The organism is Luteimonas yindakuii, assembly GCF_004803715.2.
Classification (GTDB): Bacteria; Pseudomonadota; Gammaproteobacteria; order Xanthomonadales; family Xanthomonadaceae; genus Luteimonas; species Luteimonas yindakuii.
Genome location: NZ_CP039383.2, coordinates 875,598 through 894,034 on the forward strand (window position 1 = coordinate 875,598; position 18,437 = coordinate 894,034).

Here is an 18,437-nt window from a genome sequence, read left to right on the forward strand (position 1 = left end):
GCGCCCATGAGCGCATTCAGCGGCGACCTCGTCGTCCTCACCCCCGAAGGCCTGTATTGCCCACCCGGGGACTTCCATATCGATCCGTGGCGGCCGGTGCCGCGGGCGGTGATCACCCATGGCCATGGCGACCATGCGCGCGCGGGCATGGGCGAATACCACTGCAGCACGGGCTCGTTGCCGATCCTGCGCTGGCGACTGGGGGAACAGCGTTACCACGTGCATGCGCACGGCGAGCCGTTCGTGCTCGGCGATGCGCGGATCTCGCTGCATCCGGCCGGGCACGTGCTCGGGTCGGTGCAGGTGCGGATCGAGGCGGGTGGCGAGGTGTGGGTCGCCTCGGGCGACTACAAGCGCCAGCCCGATCCCACCTGCGCGCCGTTCGAGGTGGTGCCCTGCGACGTCTTCATCACCGAGGCCACCTTCGGGTTGCCGGTGTATCGCTGGCCGCACACCCCGGACGTGGCGGCGGATATCGTCGAGTGGCGCCGCCGCTGCGAGGCGCGCGGCGAGGCGGCGGTGCTGTTCTGCTATGCACTGGGCAAGGCGCAGCGGGTGCTCGCGGAAATCGGCGCGCATGACGACCGCCCGGTGCTGCTGCACGGTGCGATCGCCACCGGCGTGCAGGTGTATCGCGATGCGGGCATCGTCCTGCCGGAAACCCGCGCGGTCGCCGAGGAGGAGAAGGGCCGCGACTTCGCCGGCGAGCTGGTGCTGGCCCCGCCGTCCGCGGCCGGCAGTCCGTGGATGCGGCGCTTCCGCGGTGCGCAGACGGGCTTCGCGTCGGGCTGGATGCGCATCCGCGGCAACCGCCGGCGTCGCAACGTCGACCGCGGTTTCGTGGTCTCCGACCACGCCGACTGGCCCGACCTCGTGCGCACCGTGCGCGAGACCGGTGCACGGCGGGTGATCGCCACCCATGGCGACACCCACGCCCTCGTGCGTGCGCTGTGCGAGGAAGGCATCGAGGCCGAGTCGTTCCGTACAGGGTACGGCGATGAGGATTGAGCGTCCGGAGACACGGAAGCCGGGCGCATGAAACGCTTCGCCGCGCTCTATACCGAACTCGACCGCAGCACCGCCACGCTCGACAAGCGCGCAGCGCTGGTGGCCTATTTCCGCGACGCGCCGCCACGCGATGCCGCCTGGGCGCTGCACCTGCTCAGCGGCGGCAAGGTGGCGGGGCCGAAGCGGCGCATTGCCGGCACCCGCGAACTGCGCGAGTGGATCGTCGCCGAATCCGGGTTGCCGGACTGGCTGGTCGATGCCAGCTACGACCAGGTCGGTGATCTCGCCGAAACGCTGGCGCTGCTGGTCGATGAACCCGCGGAGCCGGGTGACGACATCGGCCTCGCCGACTGGATCGAACACCGCCTGCTGCCGGTCGCCAACCGCGAGCCGGACACGCGTCGCGCGCTGATCACCGGCGCATGGCGTTCGCTGTGCTTCGACGAGCGGCTGGCCTTCAACAAGCTGCTGACCGGCGCGCTGCGGGTCGGCGTGTCGCAGCGCATGGTGCAGCAGGCGCTCGCCGAGATGAGCGGCATCGACATCGCGCTGATCGCCCAGCGCATGCTCGGCAGCTGGCAGCCGACGCCGGCCTTCATGCGCGACCTGCTGTCGCCGGACGCCTTGCCGGCGGATCGCCAGCAGCCGTATCCGTTCTTCCTCGCCTCGCCGCTGGAAAGCGCGCTGCGTACCGCGCCCGGCGACGATGCCCTGGCGGCAGACGACCGGGCGCCCGAAGCGGCGACGCTGGCCGGCGACCCTGACGCCGTCGCACGCGCGCTCGGCGACATCGACGACTGGCTGCTGGAATGGAAGTGGGACGGCATCCGCCTGCAGCTGATCCACCGCGACGATGACGCCGCGCTGTGGTCGCGTGGCGAGGAACGGCTGGACGGGCGCTTCCCGGAGATCGAAGCCGCCGCGGCCACGCTGCCGCGCCGCTGCGTGATCGATGGCGAACTGCTGGCCTGGGGCGATGCCGACGTGCCGATGCCCTTCACCGCATTGCAGAAGCGCATCCAGCGGTTGAAGCCGGGCGCGAAGACGCTGGCCGATGCGCCGGTGCGGGTGCGCGCCTACGACCTGCTCGAACTCGATGGCGAGGACCTGCGCGAGCATCCGCTGCACGAGCGCCGCGCGTTGCTGGAAGGCCTGCTGGACGCGCACGGCGATCCACGCATCACCGTCTCGCCGCGCGTCGATGTCGGCTCCTGGAGCGAGGCCGCGGAGCTGCGCGAAGGCGCGCGCGAGCGTGGTGTCGAAGGGCTGATGCTCAAACGCCGGGCGTCCACCTACCAGTCCGGGCGTCGTCGCGGCGACTGGTGGAAGTGGAAGATCGACCCGCTCACCGTGGATGCGGTGCTGCTGTACGCGCAGTCCGGCCACGGTCGACGCAGCACGCTGTACACCGATTACACCTTCGGCCTGTGGGATGGCGATGCGCTGGTGCCGGTGGCCAAGGCCTATTCCGGGCTCGACGATCGCGAGATCCTGCAGCTCGACCGCTGGATCCGCGCCAACACGCTCGAGCGCTTCGGCCCGGTGCGCTCGGTCACTGCCCACCATGTGTTCGAGCTGGGCTTCGAGGCGGTCAACCGCAGCAGCCGGCACAAGTCGGGGATCGCGGTGCGCTTCCCGCGCATCCTGCGCTGGCGCCACGACAAGCCCGTCGCCGAGGCCGACCGGCTCGACACACTGAAGGCGCTCGCGAGGTGAGCCGTACACGCGTGGCCGGCCGCCGCGCGGCGCAGGCGCGGCTGTCGGCATGGTTCACCGCGCAGGGCTGGAAGCCATCGCCATTCCAGCGCGAGGTGTGGCGGCGTTACCTCGCCGGCGAATCCGGGCTGCTGCACACGCCGACCGGCAGCGGCAAGACCCTGGCCGCGTTCGGCGGACCACTGCTGGAGGCGTTGGCGGCGGGGCCGCCGATGACCGGCGAGGATGTCACCCGGATCGGCGATGCGGCGGCTGCGGGAGCAGCGACGCCCGACCATGGCGTGGCGGTCGGGAGCGCGCCTGCGCGCGAATCCGCCCTGCCGCCGGCGCGCACCACCCGTAGAGGAAAAGGCAGCCTGCAACCGTCCGGCAGGCAACCGCCAAAACGCACGCCGCAGTTGCAGGTGCTGTGGATCACCCCGCTGCGCGCGCTCGCTACCGACACCCTGCGCGCGTTGCGGGTCGCGACCGAAGCGGTCGGGCTCGACTGGCAACTCGGCCTGCGCACCGGTGATGCGTCCGCGCGCGACAAGCGGCTCGCGCGCGCAGGGCGGCTCGACCTGATGGTCATCACCCCCGAATCGCTGTCGCTGCTGCTGAGCTATCCGGACACCGCACCACTGCTGTCCTCGCTGCGCTGCGTGGTGGTGGACGAATGGCACGAACTGCTTGGCAACAAGCGCGGCGTGCTGCTGCAGCTGGCACTGGCACGGTTGCGCGCGCTGAACCCGGCGCTGCGGACCTGGGGCCTGTCGGCAACGCTCGGCAACCTCGACGAGGCGCGCGCCGTGCTGCTGCCGCACGCGCCGGATGCCGCGCTGGTGGCGGGCGTGCGGCCACGCGGGTTCGAACTCGACACCCTGTTGCCGGCCGCCGGTGAACGCTTTGCCTGGGCCGGGCATCTGGGCCTTGCACAGCTGCCACGGGTGCTGGACACGCTGATGGCCGAGCGCACCAGCCTGCTGTTCGCCAATACCCGCTCGCAGGCCGAGCTCTGGCATCGCGCGCTGGCCTCCGTCTGGCCGGAAGCCCCGGAGACCCTGGCGCTGCACCACGGCTCGCTCGATCCCACGTTGCGCGCCGCCGCCGAGCAGGGCCTGCGCGACGGCAGCATCCGCTGCGTGGTGGCCACCTCCAGCCTCGACCTCGGCGTCGACTTCCCCGCCGTCGACCAGGTGTTGCAGATCGGCAGCCCGAAGGGCATCGCGCGGCTGCTGCAGCGCGCCGGTCGTGCGCGCCATCGTCCGGGCGAGAGCGGCCGCGTGGTCTGCGTGCCGACCCATGCGCTGGAACTGGTGGAGTACGCCGCCGCACGCGAGGCGGTGGCCCGCGGCGCGATCGAGGCCCGGCCACCACCGCGATTGAGCCTGGACGTGCTGGCCCAGCACTGCGTGACGCTGGCGCTGGGTGGCGGCTTCGATGCCGATGCGCTGTACGACGAAGTCCGCACCACCCATGCGTTCGCCGGCCTCAGCCCGACGATGTGGGCGGCGGTCATCGACTTCATCGTGCAGGGCGGCCGCGCGCTGTCGAACTATCCGGACTTCCGCCGCGTGGTACGTGGCGACGATGGCGTGTACCGGGTCGAGGACCGCCGCATCGCGCTGCGCCATCGGCTGTCGATCGGCACCATCGCCAGCGACGGCGCGGTGGTGGTGCGTTTCCTGCGCGGCGGCACGCTGGGTTCGGTGGAAGAGAGCTTCGTCGGTCGCCTGCGCCGTGGCGACCGCTTCCATTTCGCCGGCCGCCTGCTGGAGCTGGTGCGGCTGGAGGACATGACCGCCTACGTGCGCAACGCCGCCGGCGCCGGTGACGGCACGGTGCCGCGCTGGCTCGGCGGCAAGATGCCGTTGTCGAGCGAACTCGGTCGCGAAGTGGAGCGCGCGTTTGCCGGCGGCGTGGTGGCGCCGGAGCTCGATGCGATCGCCGGCCTGCTGCAGTTGCAGGGGCGGTTGTCCGCTTTGCCCGGCCCCGACCGTTTGCTCGTGGAGTGGATACGCGCGCGTGGCGGTCGCTATCTCTTCGTGTATCCGTTTGCCGGACGGCAGGTGCACGAGGGGCTTGCGGCGCTGCTGGCATTGCGATGGGGCAGGATGGCACCGGACAGTTTCGCCTTCTCGGTCAACGACTACGGCTTCGTGCTGTCGGCAGCGCGTGCCGAAAGCGTGGACGAGGCACAGCTGCGCACGCTGTTCGACCCGGTGGCGCTGGAAGACGATCTGCGCGAAAGCCTCAACCTTGGCGAGCTCGCGCGCCGGCAGTTCCGCGAGATCGCCCGCGTGGCCGGGTTGTTGCCGCCGTCGCTGCCCGGGCGCGCGCCGCGTTCGCTGCGCCAGCTGCAGGCGTCGAGCGGCCTGCTGTTCGATGTGCTGCAGCGTTTCGATCCCGGCCACGTGCTGCTGGAACAGGCCGAACGCGAGGTGTTCTCGGCGCAGCTCGAGGTGCGGCGCCTGCGCGAAACCCTCGACGACTGCGCGCAGCGCGACATCGTGCTGCGCACGCCGAAGTCGTTCACCCCGCTGTCGTTTCCGCTCTGGGCCGAAGCGGTGCGCGGGCGCCTGAGTACCGAGGACTGGCGCACCCGCGTGCAGCGCGCGGCCACGCAACTGGAGCGTCGCCATGGCGGATGAGCGCGAGGTCCTGGTCGCCGGCGAACCGGTGCTGCTGCACGCGGAGCGCGCGCTGTTCTGGCCGCGCACGCGCACCCTGGTCATCGCCGACCTGCACCTTGGCAAGGCCGACCATTTCCGCCGTGCCGGCATTGCGCTGCCAGTGGGCGGCACCTCGCACGACCTCGAACGCCTCGATGCGCTGCTCGAGCTGACCGGCGCCGAACGCCTGCTGGTGCTGGGCGACCTGCTGCACGGCGAGATCCCGGAGGCGCCGTGGCTGGCGCGCTGGTATGCATTCCGCAACCGCTGGGCCTCGCTGCTGGTCGACGTCGTGGCCGGCAACCACGACCGCGTGCTGCGGCGGCATCCGGAGCGCGCGGCGTCGATGGGCCTGAACCTGCACGCGCCCTACGTGCACGAGGCGCCGTTCCTGTTCGTGCATGCCGCGGAGGATGCACCGGTCGGCGGCGAGGGCTATGTGCTGGCCGGCCACCTGCACCCGGTGCTGCGCCTGCCGGGTCTGCCGCGGCTGCCGGTGTTCCGCTTCGCCGACGTCGGCATCCTGCCGGCATTCACCACGTTCGCCGGCGGCATGCCGTTCGACCCGGTGCGCGACGAACGCGTCTTCGTCTGTGCGCCCGGGGCGCTGGTGGAGATGCCGGTCGCCTGACCGCGCATGTCGCGCGGCCCGTGCCTACGCCGGCCGTGGCCGCAGGCTCACCATCGCGATACCGCCGAGGATCATGGCCGAGGCCAGCAGCAGGCGCGCGTCCACCACTTCGCCCAGCACCAGCACCCCGGCAATCGCGGCCGCCGGCGGCACCCCGAGCTGCACCCCGGCCGCGCGCGCCGCCCCCAGTGAGGGCAGCACCGCGTACCACAGCGCGTAGCCCAGGCCCGACGTCACCGCGCCGGACAGCACCGCCAGGGCGACGCCGCCGGTATCGGCATGCAGGCTGTCGGCCGTCGCCAACAGCAGCACGGACCCGAAGGACAGGGCACGCATGAAGTTGCCCGCCGTGTCGGCCAGTGGATCGCGGCTGCGCCGGCCACGCAGCGAATAGCAGCCCCAGGCGATGCCTGCGGCGAGCATCAACGCCGCGCCGACCGGTGCCGGCGCGGACAGGCCGGGCAACAGCATCGCCACCAGGCCGGCGAGCGCCAACACGAAGCCGGCCCATTGCAGCCGCGACAGCCGCTCGCCCGCCCACAGTGCCGCGCCGACCATCGTCGCCTGCACCGCGGCGAACAGCAGCAGGGTGCCGGTGGACACCGGCACATGCATGAAGGCGTACGAGAACCCGGCGGCATAGGCGAACAGCGCCAGTGCGGAACCCCAGCTGCCGCCCGTGCGTGCGTGCGCGCCGCCGCGCATGCGCACCAGCAGCCAAAGCACCAGCGCACCCGAGGCGAGCCGGATCGCGGTGAAGCCCGCCGGGTCGATGCGCCCGCCCTGCAGCGCCCAGCGACACAGCAGCGAATTGCCGGCGAATGCCAGCAGCACCAGTGCGGTCGACAGTACGAGGCGCAGCGGCGTCATCGGAGCGGACGCCGCGCGCGGATCAGCGTGCGCTGTGCGTATGCACCGCGTCGACCAGCACCGCGACGTGCTCCGGATCCATGTCCGGCGACATGCCGTGGCCGAGGTTGAACACATGACCGTCGCGCGAACCGCCATTGCCGTCGCGGTAGGCATCCAGCACCGTGGCCACCTCGCGCCGGATCGCGTCCGGGTTGCCGTACAGCACGCACGGGTCGAGATTGCCCTGCAGGGCGACGCGGCCGCCGGTGCGACGCGCGGCCTCGTCGAGCCCGACCATCCAGTCCACGCCGACGCCGTCGGTACCGGTCGCGGCAAGTTCCTCGAGGTACGCCGCGGTGCCCTTGCCGAACAGGATCAGCGGCGTGCGATCGGCACCCTCACCACGTTCCAGCTCGCGCGCGATGCGCTCGAGGTACGGCAGCGAGAATTCGCGGTACATCGCCGGCGACAGCACGCCGCCCCAGGTGTCGAACACCTGCAGCGCCTGCGCGCCGGCGGCACGCTGCGCGGCGAGGTAGGCGATCACCGCATCGGTGTTCACCGACAGCAGCGCGTGCAGCGCCTGCGGGTCGTTCAGCGCCATCGCCTTGATGCGGGCGAAGTTCTTGCTGCCGCCGCCTTCCACCATGTAGCAGGCCAGCGTCCACGGGCTGCCGGAGAAGCCGATCAGCGGCACGCTGCCGTCGAGTTCGCGGCGGATCACCCGTACCGCGTCCATCACGTAGCGCAGCTCGGTTTCCATGTCCGGCACGCCCAGCTTCGCGATCGCCGCGGCGTCGCGCACCGGCTTGCGGAACTTCGGGCCTTCGCCGTCGACGAAGTACAGCTCCAGCCCCATCGCATCGGGAATGGTGAGGATGTCGGAGAACAGGATCGCCGCATCGAGCGGGAACCGCCGCAGCGGCTGCAGGGTCACTTCACAGGCGAGGTCGGGGTTCTTGGCCATCGCCAGGAAGCTGCCGGCCTGCGCGCGGCTGGCGCGGTATTCCGGCAGGTAGCGTCCGGCCTGGCGCATCAGCCAGACGGGGGTGTGGTCGACGGGCTCGCGCCGGAGGGCGCGCAGGAAACGGTCGTTCTTCAGCGGTGTGGACAAGACGTGATCCTTGCAAGGCGCGGCGGCGCGAGGCCGCGGGGACTCAGCGCGGTGGTGGCGCGGTCGCGCCCTGGGCGTAGACCAGCCGGAAGCCGCGCTTGAGCTGCGCATCGCGCGCCTGCTCGAGCGCACCCACCGCGCTGGTCTGGTCGAGGAACTGTTCACGACGCACCTGGCTGCGGCCGCCGATCTGGCCGGACTCGCGCACCAGCGTCCAGCCGCCCAGGAGGTCGGGCTGGAGAGCATCAGCTGGACGAAGCGGGGCGCTTCGCGTCCTTCGGCGGGTTGTTGCAGCAACAGGCGCATAGGGCGCCATTGTACGGGGGCGGCAGGCTCCCGGCCGCTGCCGCCCGCGGCACGCGGGGAACGCAACTGCCGCGTTCAGTTTGCGCGCAGCACCGCCAGCACCGCGCTTTCCGGCACGTCCGACAGCACCTCGGCACGGCCGGCACCGCGCCAGACGATGAAACGCAGCCCGCCGGCCTGCGCCTTCTTGTCCAGGCGCATGTGCGCGAGCAGCTGTTCCGGGTCGAGCGCGGCGGGCAGGTCCACCGGCAGCCCGAAGCGTTCGAGCAGGGCACGCAGGCGGTCGCCATCCGCCGCCGGCGCCAGCCCCAGCGCCTCCGACAGCCGCGCCGCCAGCACCATGCCCACGGCGACGGCCTCGCCGTGGTTGAGCCCGCCATAGCCCTGCGCGGTCTCGATCGCATGGGCGAAGGTGTGGCCGAAATTGAGCAGCGCGCGCTCGCCATGTTCGTGCGGGTCGCGCTCGACGATCGCCGCCTTGTGCGCGCAGCTGCGCACGATCGCCTCGGCCAGGGCCTCGTGGTCCATGGCCAGCAGCGCATCGGCGTGGGCGTCGAGCCAGTCGAGGAAGGCGGCATCGCCGAGCGCGCCGTACTTGACCACCTCGGCCAGTCCGGCCCGCAGTTCGCGCGCCGGCAGCGTCGCCAGTACGGTGGTGTCGGCGATGACCGCGCGGGGCGGGTGGAAGGCGCCGACCAGGTTCTTGCCCTGCGGCAGGTCAACGGCGGTCTTGCCGCCGACCGAGGAATCCACCATCGCCAGCAGCGAGGTCGGCAACTGCACGCAGTCGACGCCGCGCATCCAGCAGGCGGCAGCAAAGCCGGCGAGGTCGCCGACCACGCCACCGCCCAGTGCATACACGCAGGCATCACGGCGTGCACCCAGCGCGGCGAGGGCGTCGATGGCGCCAGAGAACCCGTCCAATGTCTTGGAAGCTTCGCCCGACGGCAGTACGAATTCTCCGATCGCGAGGTCGGGGCGGGCGCGCTTCAGCGCGCTGGCAACGCGTGCGGCGTAGCGCGGCGCCACCTCGCTGTCGCTGACCAGCAGCGCCTGCCGGCCGCGCAACGGGCCTGCGAGCAGCGCGCCGTCGTCGAGCAGACCAGGGCCGATCCGGATGGGGTAGGGCGTGGCGCCGCCGACGTCGACGGTGCGGGAGGAGCGTTGCATGTGGAGATCGTCCGGAGTCGTGGGGGCGGAAGCCGGTAGGGGCTGGAACGGCGCACGCTGCCAGCGCTGGTCGAGCAGGCGTCCCAGCCGCGCGACCGCCACCGGCGGGGCGCAGCCACCGGTGTCGAAGCGCAGGTCGGCGACGTCCCGGTACAGCGGTTCGCGCACGGTAGCCAGCGCGCGCAGCACCTGTTCGCGGTCGCCATTGGCCAACAGCGGGCGGGTACGGTCGCGGCCCAGCCGTTCGAGCTGCTCGGCGAGTTCCACGTGCAGGTGTACGACGAACGCGCGCGCGGCCATCGCGCGGCGGTTGGCCGGATCCAGCACCGCGCCACCGCCGCTGGCCAGCAGCAGGCCCTCGCCCGCCAGCAGGTCCAGCAGCACCTCGCGCTCGCGCACGCGGAAACCGGACTCGCCTTCGCATTCGAAGATGGTGGGAATCGTCGCGCCGGTGCGCTGTTCGACCTCGCGGTCGAGGTCCACGAACGCCAGCCCGAACCGGCCGGCAAGGCGGCGGCCGATCGACGACTTGCCGGCACCCATCGGGCCGACCAGGACGAGGTTGGGAGCGGGGTTCATGAGCAGGCCATGGTAGGGCCTGCTCCCCGCCACGGCACCGGGGATCCAGGCTGCAGCACGATCAGGGCCCGATCCGTGGTGCGCGTCGCGCATCCAGTGGAACCAGCAGATCGACGATCGACGGCAACGTGCGCAACGCCTGGCGGCTGACGCGCTCGTAGTGCTGGACGAAGCGGTCGCATTCGACCCGGTCCATGCCGGCGCGCGTGGCGTCGCGTTCCTGCGCTGTGCGTTCCTGCTCCCAGCGCCAGCCGGGCACGGCCTCGAAGCCCGGCGCCTGCAGCACCAGCAGGCGGTCGATGCACGACCACAGCGCCGGGTAGTCGCGCGCGAGTGCGTCGTTGCAATGGCGGCGCCAGAGGCCATCCGGGTCCTCGTCGCGCTCCAGCGTATTGATCGGCGCGGCAAGTGCATCCGCGGGTTCCGGAGGCGTGGCCAGGAACCATCCCTCGAACACGACCAGGTCGGCCTGCGCCACGTGTTGCCACGCGGATTCCGGCAGCCGGCGGTCGGCCAGCTTGTCGAAACGCGGGATGCGCACCCTGCGGCGCTCGCGCAACGCATCCAGCGTCGCCAGCGCGAGTGGCAGGTCGTGGGTGCCGGGCGGGCCGCGGGTCCGCAGCAGCGGATGCACCTCGCGTGCGAGAGCGTCACGCTGCGGGCGGTCCAGGTAGAAGTCGTCGATCGACACCACCACGACCTGCAATCCGGTGGCACGCCCCGCCTGCGCAAGCTGTGCGGCGAGCGTGGACTTGCCGCAACCCTGCAGGCCGCTGACGCCGTAGATCCGCACGCGTGCGCGGCGTGCATCGGCGAGCACGGCCGCTACCAGCGTTGCGTCGAAGCCGCTGGCGGCGCGGTCCGCGGCAGCCGGATGCGTGGTCTGCGTCATCGGGCCACAATAGCCCGATGGACATCGACCCTCTCCACGCAGAAGCGCTGGCCACCTTCGACGTGCTGTTCGCCGAAGCCGCCCGCGCCGGCGAACCCGATCCCACCGCAATGGTGGTGGCGACCGCCGGCATCGATGCGCGTCCGTCTGCGCGCATGGTGCTGTTGAAGGCGCACGATGCGCGCGGCTTCGTGTTCTACACCCATCTCGACGGCCGCAAGGGTCGCGAACTGCAGGAGAACCGCGCGGCGGCCCTGCTGTTCCATTGGCCGCGCGTGCGCCAGGGCGTGCAGGTGCGCATCGAAGGCGAGGTGGCGCTGGTCGACGACGCCGAGGCGGACGCGTACTTCGCCAGCCGCCCGCGCGGCAGCCAGGTGGGTGCATGGGCGTCGCTGCAGTCCGAGCCGCTGGCATCGCCGGAGGAGTTCGCGCAGCGACTGGCCGACATCGAGGCCGAGTTCGACGGCCGCGACGTGCCGCGGCCACCACGCTGGAGCGGGTTGCGCGTGCGACCGGAGCGCATCGAGTTCTGGTACGGCGCACAGTTCCGCCTGCACGAGCGCTGGCTCTACAGCTGCGATCCCACCGACGCGTGGTCGAAGCGGATGCTGTTTCCTTGAAAGGCCAACCCGCCGGACCGCAGCGCATCGTCTGCCTCACCGAGGAGCCGACCGAGACGCTGTACGCGCTCGGCGCGCAGGACCGCATCGTCGGCATCAGCGGATTCACCGTGCGGCCACCGCAGGCCCGCCGCGAGAAGCCCAAGGTCAGCGCGTTCACCAGTGCCAAGGTGGAGGCGATCCTCGCGCTGAAGCCGGATCTCGCGATCGGCTTTTCGGACATCCAGGCCGACATCGCCGCCGAACTGGTGCGGCGCGGGGTGGAGGTGTGGATCGCCAACCATCGCAGCGTCGAGGGCATCCTGGATTACATCGAGCGCCTCGGTGCGCTGGTCGGACTGCCGGCAGAGGCGCGTGCCTACGCCGACGGACTGCGCCGTGGTCTCGACGCCGTCGAAGCGCAGGCGGCCCTGCTGCCGCGTCGGCCGAAGGTGTATTTCGAGGAGTGGGACGAGCCGATCATCACCGGCATCCGCTGGGTCGGCGAGCTGATCCGCATCGCCGGCGGTGACGACATCTTCCCCGAGCTGTCGGTCGAGCCGCTGGCGAAGGCCCGCATCCTCGCCAACGGCGACCCGGTGGTCGAGCGCGCGCCGGACATCATCCTCGGCTCGTGGTGCGGCAAGAAGTTCCGGCCGGAGCGGGTTGCCACGCGCCCGGGCTGGGAGAGGATCCCTGCAGTGCGCGATGGCGAGCTGCACGAGATCAAGTCGCCGCTGATCCTGCAGCCGGGGCCTGCGGCGCTGACCGACGGGATTGGCGGGATCGCGGCGATCATCGCGCGCTGGTCGCAACGGCAGGCGCGGTCCGGCAACTGAGGGCGGGCTTCCGCCGCGTGGAAGGCCCTGCGATGATGCGCGCCCTCGGACTCCGGAGCGCGCGATGAACCAGGCAACGATGCAGGACCTCGGCCGGCTGCTGCTGCGGCTCGCGGTCGGCGTACTGGTGCTGCTGCACGGCCTGGCGAAGCTGCGCACCGGAGTGCGGGGCATCGAGCGCATGGTGGAAGCGCATGGCCTGCCGGGCGAGCTGGCCTGGCTGGTGCTCGTCGGCGAGATCGTCGCGCCGCTGATGCTGATCATCGGCCTGCATGCGCGCATCGGTGGCGTGCTGGTCGCCATCAACATGCTGGTGGCGATCTTCCTGGTGCACATGGGCGACCTGGGCCGCTTGAACTCGACCGGCGGCTGGGCGATCGAACTGCAGCTGATGTTCCTTGCCGGCGCCGTGGCCGTGGCGCTGCTCGGGCCGGGGCGGTTCTCGGCGAACCAGCGGTAGCCGCTTTCTCTTGCTCTTGGGCTTCTCGGCGGAGCATGTGCTCCTACCCCTCTCCCGCGAGCGGGAGAGGGTGCCCCGAAGGGGCGGGTGAGGGCCGGGTCAGCGGTACACCTCTCGACTGAACTGCAGTTGCGTCACCTCGCCATCGCCGGTACGTGCCTCGACCAGGAAGCGCAGCGTGTCCGGCGGGGTGACGCGGACCACGCCGATATGGTCGGTGAGGTCGCCGACGGCGACTTCGCGCAGCGGCACATCGTGGCGCACGCCGCGCAGGTCGACGGCGGTTGCGGTGACCCGCGCCGGCACCGCGCGCTCGGCATGGTCGTCGCCGCGCCGCACGCCGATCATCAGCAGCAGGCTGTGGGCATCGCGTTCGATGCCGTATTCGCGTGCCGCCGCTTCGCTGGTCGCAAGCGTGGGCACGACGCTGGCACGCACGGTGAGATCACCCGAGCGGGTCACCGCGGGCGGCTCCGGGGCGCCTCGCGCGGCCGGCGGGGTGGGCGGCGCCCCACATGCGGCCAGTGCGAACGTGCAGGCGAGCAGGCTCGCAACCCGGAACGACCGGGACATGGCGACGTCAGTCATTCGCGGCCGACAGTTCCTGGCCACGCCGGCGCGCGGCCGCCACGGCATCCGCCACCAGCGCGCGCAGGCCGCCGGCCTCGAACGCCTCCAGCGCAGCTTGGGTGGTGCCGTTGGGCGAGGTGACCCGGCGGCGCAGTTCCGCCGGTGCTTCGCCGGATTCCGACAGCATGCGCGCGGCGCCGAGCAGGGTCTGCTGCACCAGCAGACGGGCCGCATCTGCCGGCAGGCCCTGGGCGAACGCGGCTGCCTCCATCGCCTCGGCGAACAGGAATACATAGGCCGGGCCGCTGCCGGAAATTGCGGTCACCGCATCCATCAGCGTCTCGTCGTCGATCCACGCCGTGCGGCCGGTGGCCGACAGCAGGGCTTCGGCAAGCGTGCGCCCGGCTGCGTCGACCCTGGCATTGGCATACAGCCCGGTCATGCCGGCACCCAGCAGCGACGGGGTGTTCGGCATCGTCCGCACCACCGCGGCCTCGCCGCCGAGCCAGCGTTCGATCTGCGCCGTGGTGATGCCGGCGGCGACGGAGACCACCAGCGGCACGCGTTCGCGTGCGGTGTCGGCAAGGCCTTCGCAGACGACTCGCAGCACCTGCGGCTTGACCGCCATCACCCACACATCGGCGGCTGCCACCGCCTCCCCGGCATCGGCGAACGTGGCCACGCCGAAATCGGCCTCGAGAGCCGCGCGGACGGCGTCGCCCGGGTCGGCCACGTGGATGCGCTGCGCGGCGAGGCCGCCGCCGATCAGGCCGCCAACCAGGCTGCGGGCCATGTTGCCGCCGCCGATGAAGGCGATGCTGTGGTTGCCGGGCAGGGCGGCGTTCGATGTGCTGGTCATGGGTCTCCTTGCGGTTTCATTCTTTCGGCGGGCGCGGGCCGAACAGGGCGGTGCCGACGCGCACGAGCGTCGCGCCTTCGGCAATCGCCTGTTCGAGGTCGTCGCTCATTCCCATCGACAGGGTGTCGACGGTGGGGTGGTCCGCCGCCAGCGCGTCGAACAGGACTTTCATGCGTGCAAACGCGGGCCGGCGGCGTTCCGGGTCGTCATGGGGCGTGGGGATCGCCATCAGTCCGCGCAGCCGCAGCGCGGGTTCGCGGGCGATCGCCTCGGCCAGGGCCGGGATGCTGTCCGGATTGCAGCCATGCTTGCTGGCCTCGTCGTCGACATTCACCTGCACCAGTACGTCGAGCGGTCGTGCCGGCTCGCGCCACTGCGCCAGCGCGCCGACCAGCTTCGGGCGGTCGATCGTCTGCACCCAGTCGAACCGCGCCGCCGCCTGCCGTGCCTTGTTCGACTGCAGGTGGCCGATCAGATGCCACTCGACCCCGGCATCGCCGAGGGCCTCCATCTTGGCTTCCGCTTCCTGCACATAGTTTTCGCCGAAGCCCGGATGCGCCTCGCCGAGGGCACCGCGCAGCGCGGCGAGCGCGGCCACCTCGGCGGCGTCGCGGGTCTTGCTGACGGCCAGCAGCCGCGGCGGTGGCCGCCCCGCGCGGCGGGCAGCGTTGACGATCCTGTCTGCGACCGAGCGCAGGCGTAGCTCGAGATGGGGGTCTGGGGTCATCAGGGGGCGTGGGTGCGGCGCCGGAATCCGTGCGCGCATCCGCTGGATTTACGGTGCGGTCCGGGGGCTATACTGCGCCGCAGGGGTGGGCGGATGCCAGTCGCAAGGCGCATCGGGCCCGATATCGGCCGCGAGGTCGTGGCGGCAAGGGGCAAGCAGGGGACACCATGGATATCGCCGAACTGTTGGCGTTTTCGGTCAAGAACAAGGCTTCGGACCTGCATCTGTCGGCGGGGTTGCCGCCGATGATCCGGGTCGACGGCGACGTGCGCCGGATCAACATCCCGGCACTCGACCACAAGCAGGTGCACGCGCTCGTCTACGACATCATGTCGGACAAGCAGCGCCGCGATTACGAGGAATTCCTCGAGGTCGACTTCTCGTTCGAGATTCCCGGCCTGGCCCGCTTCCGTGTCAACGCCTTCAACCAGAACCGCGGCGCCGGTGCGGTGTTCCGTACCGTCCCCTCCGAAGTGCTGACGCTGGAGGACCTCGGCTGCCCGCCGGTGTTCCGCCAGCTGATCGACCAGCCGCAGGGCCTGATCCTGGTGACCGGGCCGACCGGCTCCGGCAAGTCGACCACGCTCGCCGCGATGGTCGACCACATCAACAAGAACGAGTACGGGCACATCCTCACCATCGAGGACCCGATCGAGTTCGTGCACACCTCGCAGAAGTGCCTGATCAACCAGCGCGAGGTGCACCGTGACACCCACGGCTTCAACGAGGCGCTGCGCTCGGCGCTGCGCGAGGACCCGGACTACATCCTGGTCGGCGAAATGCGCGACATGGAAACCATCCGCCTCGCGCTGACCGCGGCCGAGACCGGCCACCTGGTGTTCGCCACCCTGCATACCTCGTCGGCGGCCAAGACCATCGACCGCATCATCGACGTGTTCCCCGCCGGCGAGAAGCCGATGGTGCGCTCGATGCTGTCGGAGTCGCTGCGTGCGGTGATCTCGCAGGCGCTGCTGAAGAAGGTCGGCGGCGGCCGCACCGCGGCGTGGGAAATCATGGTCGGCATTCCGGCGATCCGGAACCTGATCCGCGAGGACAAGGTGGCGCAGATGTATTCCGCCATCCAGACCGGCCAGCAGCACGGGATGATGACGCTCGACCAGCACCTGCAGGACCTGGTCAAGCGCGGCCTGATCACCCGTGCGCAGGCGCGCGACTACGCCAAGGACAAGCGGACGTTCGAGTGACGCCGCACGCGCTGATTCGGACATCGGGATTCGCAACCAGGGCGCAGGAGCGGTAGGGGAGCGGCACTACGAGCCCCTTCCGCTGCGCGACGCCCGCAGGAGCCACACATGAGCAGCATCGATTTCACCTCGTTCCTCAAGCTGATGGCCCACCAGAAGGCCTCGGACCTGTTCATCACCGCCGGCATGCCGCCGTCGATCAAGGTGCACGGCAAGATCTCGCCGGTCACCCAGAACCCGCTGACGCCGCAGCAGGCGCGCGACCTGGTGCTGAACGTGATGACGCCGGCGCAGCGCGAGGAGTTCGAGAAGACCCACGAGTGCAACTTCGCCATCGGCGTGTCCGGTGTCGGCCGCTTCCGCGTGTCGTGCTTCTACCAGCGCAACCAGGTGGGCATGGTGCTGCGCCGGATCGAGACCAAGATCCCGACGGTCGAAGAGCTCAACCTGCCGCCGATCATCAAGACGCTGGCGATGACCAAGCGCGGCATCATCATCTTCGTCGGCGCCACCGGCACCGGTAAGTCGACCTCGCTGGCGGCGATGATCGGCTACCGCAACCACAACTCGACCGGCCACATCATCACCATCGAGGATCCGATCGAGTTCGTGCACAAGCACGAGGGCTGCATCATCACCCAGCGCGAGGTCGGCATCGACACCGACAGCTGGGAAAACGCCCTCAAGAACACCCTGCGCCAGGCGCCCGACGTGATCATGATCGGTGAGGTGCGTACCCGCGAGGGCATGGACCACGCGATCGCCTTCGCCGAAACCGGGCATCTTGTGCTGTGCACGCTGCACGCCAACAACGCCAACCAGGCGATGGACCGCATCATCAACTTCTTCCCCGAGGACCGTCGCAGCCAGCTGCTGATGGACCTCTCGCTCAACCTCAAGGGCGTGGTCGCGCAGCAGCTGATCCCGACGCCCGACGGCAAGGCCCGCCGCGTGGCGATGGAAGTCCTGCTCGGCACCCCGCTGGTGCAGGACTACATCCGCGACGGCGAGGTCCACAAGCTCAAGGACGTCATGAAGGAATCGACCAACCTCGGCATGAAGACCTTCGACCAGAGCCTGTTCGAGCTCTACCAGGCCGGCGAGATCTCCTACGAGGACGCGCTGCGTTACGCCGACTCCGCCAACGAGGTGCGCCTGCGCATCAAGCTCGCCCAGGGCGGCGATGCGCGCACGCTCAGCCAGGGCCTGGACGGGGTCGAGATCGCCGAGATCCGCTGACCGCGCCGGCCACGGTCACACCGTGGGTGGATGCCGCGATGCAAGCGGTTCCCCCGCCGGCGCGACCAGCGCCGAAGTCCCCGTGCGCAGCGCCACGCGACGCGCGAGTTCCTGCGCGTCGTAGGGCGCGTGGGTCTTGATGTCGTTGTCGAAATAGCAGTACACGTCGCGCGGGACTTTCATCGCCGCGGGTCCGCCGGCCCGGCGCGCGCCGCGCGGCTCGGTGCCCCGGGTCCAGGCCGCGATGCGTCGTGCCCAGTCGTCGAGCGCGGCGTCGCTGTAGCCGCTGGCGTAGAGTTCCTCGTCGCCGTGCAGGCGCAGGTAGACGAAGTCGGCGGTCAGGTCCTCAAGCAGCGGCCAGCACCCCGCGGTGTCGGCCACCACCAGTGCCACCCTGTGTTCGCGCAGCAGCTCGACGAAGCCCGGGTCGTTGAAGCTCGGATGACGCACCTCCAGTGCGTGGCGCAGCGGTCGTTCCCCATCGATGTCCAGCGCGCTGCGCCCCTGCATGCGTCCGCTTTCGTGCTGCCTGGCCAGCGCCAGCGCCTGGCTGGTGTCATGCGGCAACACGGCGAGGAAATCGCGCAGCCGCTGCTCGTCGTAGCGGAAGTTGGGCGGTAGCTGCCAGAGGATCGGTCCGAGCTTCGGACCCAGCCGCAGCAGGCCCGACGAGAGGAAATTGGCGACCGGGACGCGGGCGTCACGCAGGCGCAGGTGGTGGGTGATGAAGCGGTGCCCCTTGACCGCGAACACGAAGTCGTCCGGCGTCTCGTCGCGCCAGCGCTGGTAGCTGTCGGGGTGCTGCAGCGAATAGAAGCTGCCGTTGATCTCGATGGTCGGAAACGTGCGCGAAGCGAACTCGAGTTCGCGCCGCTGCGCCAGACCCTGCGGGTAGAACACGCCACGCCACGGCGTGTAGCGCCAGCCGGAGATGCCGATGCGGACCTGTCCCTGGGTGGCGATTGCACTCATGCGGCCGAGCATCGGTCGCGCGGCGGCCAGTGGCCGTGAATGCAGCAA

General features: G+C 70.7%; 17 protein-coding genes and 2 pseudogenes. 9 read left to right on the top strand and 10 right to left on the bottom strand.

Going from position 1 to position 18,437, the window contains the following annotated elements:
* Positions 1–6: 6 nt before the first annotated feature.
* Genes E5843_RS03940 through pdeM form a run of 4 tightly spaced genes read left to right on the top strand, consistent with a single transcriptional unit; the run spans position 7 to position 6,006 of the window.
* Positions 7–1,008, top strand: coding sequence for a ligase-associated DNA damage response exonuclease (locus tag E5843_RS03940; RefSeq protein WP_136411889.1), 1,002 nt, complete (start codon positions 7–9; stop codon positions 1,006–1,008).
* A 27-nt stretch (positions 1,009–1,035) separates the two neighbouring features.
* Positions 1,036–2,724: an ATP-dependent DNA ligase gene (locus E5843_RS03945; protein WP_141065694.1), complete on the top strand. Its 1,689-nt coding sequence runs from the start codon at positions 1,036–1,038 to the stop codon at positions 2,722–2,724.
* A complete protein-coding gene (locus E5843_RS03950) occupies positions 2,721–5,354 on the top strand; it encodes a ligase-associated DNA damage response DEXH box helicase (protein WP_166815876.1) in 2,634 nt (877 codons plus the stop codon). Before E5843_RS03945 ends, E5843_RS03950 begins: the two co-directional genes overlap by 4 nt.
* Positions 5,344–6,006 (top strand): ligase-associated DNA damage response endonuclease PdeM, encoded by a 663-nt coding sequence (gene pdeM, locus E5843_RS03955; RefSeq protein WP_136411891.1) that lies wholly within the window; start codon positions 5,344–5,346, stop codon positions 6,004–6,006. Before E5843_RS03950 ends, pdeM begins: the two co-directional genes overlap by 11 nt.
* A gap of 24 nt (positions 6,007–6,030) precedes the next feature.
* Here pdeM and E5843_RS03960 read toward each other — a convergent pair whose 3' ends face one another.
* The 6 genes and pseudogenes from E5843_RS03960 to E5843_RS03980 form a co-directional block, all read right to left on the bottom strand.
* Positions 6,031–6,876, bottom strand: coding sequence for a DMT family transporter (locus E5843_RS03960; RefSeq protein WP_136411892.1), 846 nt, complete (start codon positions 6,874–6,876; stop codon positions 6,031–6,033).
* 22 nt (positions 6,877–6,898) lie between these two features.
* Complete coding sequence (gene hemE / locus E5843_RS03965; RefSeq protein WP_244240828.1) at positions 6,899–7,972, bottom strand: uroporphyrinogen decarboxylase; 1,074 nt, start codon at positions 7,970–7,972, stop codon at positions 6,899–6,901.
* Between the two features lie 43 nt (positions 7,973–8,015).
* Positions 8,016–8,278 (bottom strand): annotated as a pseudogene (locus E5843_RS03970) (WGR domain-containing protein).
* 75 nt (positions 8,279–8,353) lie between these two features.
* On the bottom strand, positions 8,354–9,448 hold the full coding sequence (gene aroB, locus E5843_RS03975; protein ID WP_208542790.1) for a 3-dehydroquinate synthase: 1,095 nt from the start codon (positions 9,446–9,448) through the stop codon (positions 8,354–8,356).
* Between the two features lie 57 nt (positions 9,449–9,505).
* A pseudogene (locus tag E5843_RS14220) lies at positions 9,506–10,027 on the bottom strand (shikimate kinase); the annotation flags it as partial.
* 61 nt (positions 10,028–10,088) lie between these two features.
* Positions 10,089–10,919, bottom strand: a complete 831-nt coding sequence (locus E5843_RS03980) for a kinase (RefSeq protein WP_244240829.1) — start codon at positions 10,917–10,919, stop codon at positions 10,089–10,091.
* Positions 10,920–10,942: 23 nt separating this feature from the next.
* On the opposite strand from E5843_RS03980, the gene pdxH reads away from it, so the two are divergent.
* From pdxH to E5843_RS03995, 3 genes are all read left to right on the top strand, one after another.
* A complete protein-coding gene (gene pdxH, locus E5843_RS03985) occupies positions 10,943–11,539 on the top strand; it encodes a pyridoxamine 5'-phosphate oxidase (protein WP_134674570.1) in 597 nt (198 codons plus the stop codon).
* The gene (locus E5843_RS03990; RefSeq protein WP_136411895.1) at positions 11,536–12,357 is read left to right on the top strand and encodes a cobalamin-binding protein; all 822 of its coding nucleotides are present in this window, start codon (positions 11,536–11,538) and stop codon (positions 12,355–12,357) included. Before pdxH ends, E5843_RS03990 begins: the two co-directional genes overlap by 4 nt.
* Before the next feature lie 64 nt (positions 12,358–12,421).
* Positions 12,422–12,817 carry a DoxX family protein gene (locus E5843_RS03995; protein WP_134672794.1) on the top strand — a complete coding sequence of 132 codons (396 nt, stop codon included), beginning with the start codon at positions 12,422–12,424 and terminating at the stop codon, positions 12,815–12,817.
* A 99-nt stretch (positions 12,818–12,916) separates the two neighbouring features.
* Here the strand turns inward: E5843_RS03995 and E5843_RS04000 are convergent, their stop codons facing one another.
* From E5843_RS04000 to E5843_RS04010, 3 genes are read right to left on the bottom strand one after another with little or no spacing between them, the layout of a single operon-like run.
* Complete coding sequence (locus E5843_RS04000; RefSeq protein ID WP_166815880.1) at positions 12,917–13,390, bottom strand: DUF4426 domain-containing protein; 474 nt, start codon at positions 13,388–13,390, stop codon at positions 12,917–12,919.
* A gap of 7 nt (positions 13,391–13,397) precedes the next feature.
* Positions 13,398–14,246 carry a pyrroline-5-carboxylate reductase gene (proC, locus tag E5843_RS04005; protein ID WP_136411897.1) on the bottom strand — a complete coding sequence of 283 codons (849 nt, stop codon included), beginning with the start codon at positions 14,244–14,246 and terminating at the stop codon, positions 13,398–13,400.
* A 16-nt stretch (positions 14,247–14,262) separates the two neighbouring features.
* The gene (locus E5843_RS04010) at positions 14,263–14,973 is read right to left on the bottom strand and encodes a YggS family pyridoxal phosphate-dependent enzyme (RefSeq protein WP_136411898.1); all 711 of its coding nucleotides are present in this window, start codon (positions 14,971–14,973) and stop codon (positions 14,263–14,265) included.
* Positions 14,974–15,140: 167 nt separating this feature from the next.
* Here E5843_RS04010 and E5843_RS04015 point away from each other — a divergent pair, with 167 nt between their 5' ends.
* Together E5843_RS04015 and E5843_RS04020 are read left to right on the top strand one after the other, a co-directional pair.
* Entirely contained in the window at positions 15,141–16,178 is a 1,038-nt protein-coding gene (locus E5843_RS04015) for a type IV pilus twitching motility protein PilT (RefSeq protein ID WP_136411899.1), read from the top strand.
* A gap of 108 nt (positions 16,179–16,286) precedes the next feature.
* A complete protein-coding gene (locus E5843_RS04020; RefSeq protein ID WP_134672799.1) occupies positions 16,287–17,417 on the top strand; it encodes a PilT/PilU family type 4a pilus ATPase in 1,131 nt (376 codons plus the stop codon).
* Positions 17,418–17,432: 15 nt separating this feature from the next.
* Here the strand turns inward: E5843_RS04020 and E5843_RS04025 are convergent, their stop codons facing one another.
* Positions 17,433–18,419 carry a DUF72 domain-containing protein gene (locus E5843_RS04025; protein ID WP_425480739.1) on the bottom strand — a complete coding sequence of 329 codons (987 nt, stop codon included), beginning with the start codon at positions 18,417–18,419 and terminating at the stop codon, positions 17,433–17,435.
* Between the last annotated feature and the right edge of the window lie 18 nt (positions 18,420–18,437).

Coding starts and splice junctions, on each gene's coding strand:
- E5843_RS03940 (WP_136411889.1), top strand. CDS start 7: ATGAGCGCATTCAGCGGCGACCTCGTCGTCCTCACCCCCGAAGGCCTG.
- E5843_RS03945 (WP_141065694.1), top strand. CDS start 1,036: ATGAAACGCTTCGCCGCGCTCTATACCGAACTCGACCGCAGCACCGCC.
- pdeM (WP_136411891.1), top strand. CDS start 5,344: ATGGCGGATGAGCGCGAGGTCCTGGTCGCCGGCGAACCGGTGCTGCTG.
- E5843_RS03960 (WP_136411892.1), bottom strand. CDS start 6,876: ATGACGCCGCTGCGCCTCGTACTGTCGACCGCACTGGTGCTGCTGGCA.
- aroB (WP_208542790.1), bottom strand. CDS start 9,448: ATGCAACGCTCCTCCCGCACCGTCGACGTCGGCGGCGCCACGCCCTAC.
- E5843_RS03980 (WP_244240829.1), bottom strand. CDS start 10,919: ATGACGCAGACCACGCATCCGGCTGCCGCGGACCGCGCCGCCAGCGGC.
- E5843_RS03995 (WP_134672794.1), top strand. CDS start 12,422: ATGAACCAGGCAACGATGCAGGACCTCGGCCGGCTGCTGCTGCGGCTC.
- E5843_RS04000 (WP_166815880.1), bottom strand. CDS start 13,390: ATGTCCCGGTCGTTCCGGGTTGCGAGCCTGCTCGCCTGCACGTTCGCA.
- proC (WP_136411897.1), bottom strand. CDS start 14,246: ATGACCAGCACATCGAACGCCGCCCTGCCCGGCAACCACAGCATCGCC.
- E5843_RS04010 (WP_136411898.1), bottom strand. CDS start 14,973: ATGACCCCAGACCCCCATCTCGAGCTACGCCTGCGCTCGGTCGCAGAC.
- E5843_RS04015 (WP_136411899.1), top strand. CDS start 15,141: ATGGATATCGCCGAACTGTTGGCGTTTTCGGTCAAGAACAAGGCTTCG.
- E5843_RS04020 (WP_134672799.1), top strand. CDS start 16,287: ATGAGCAGCATCGATTTCACCTCGTTCCTCAAGCTGATGGCCCACCAG.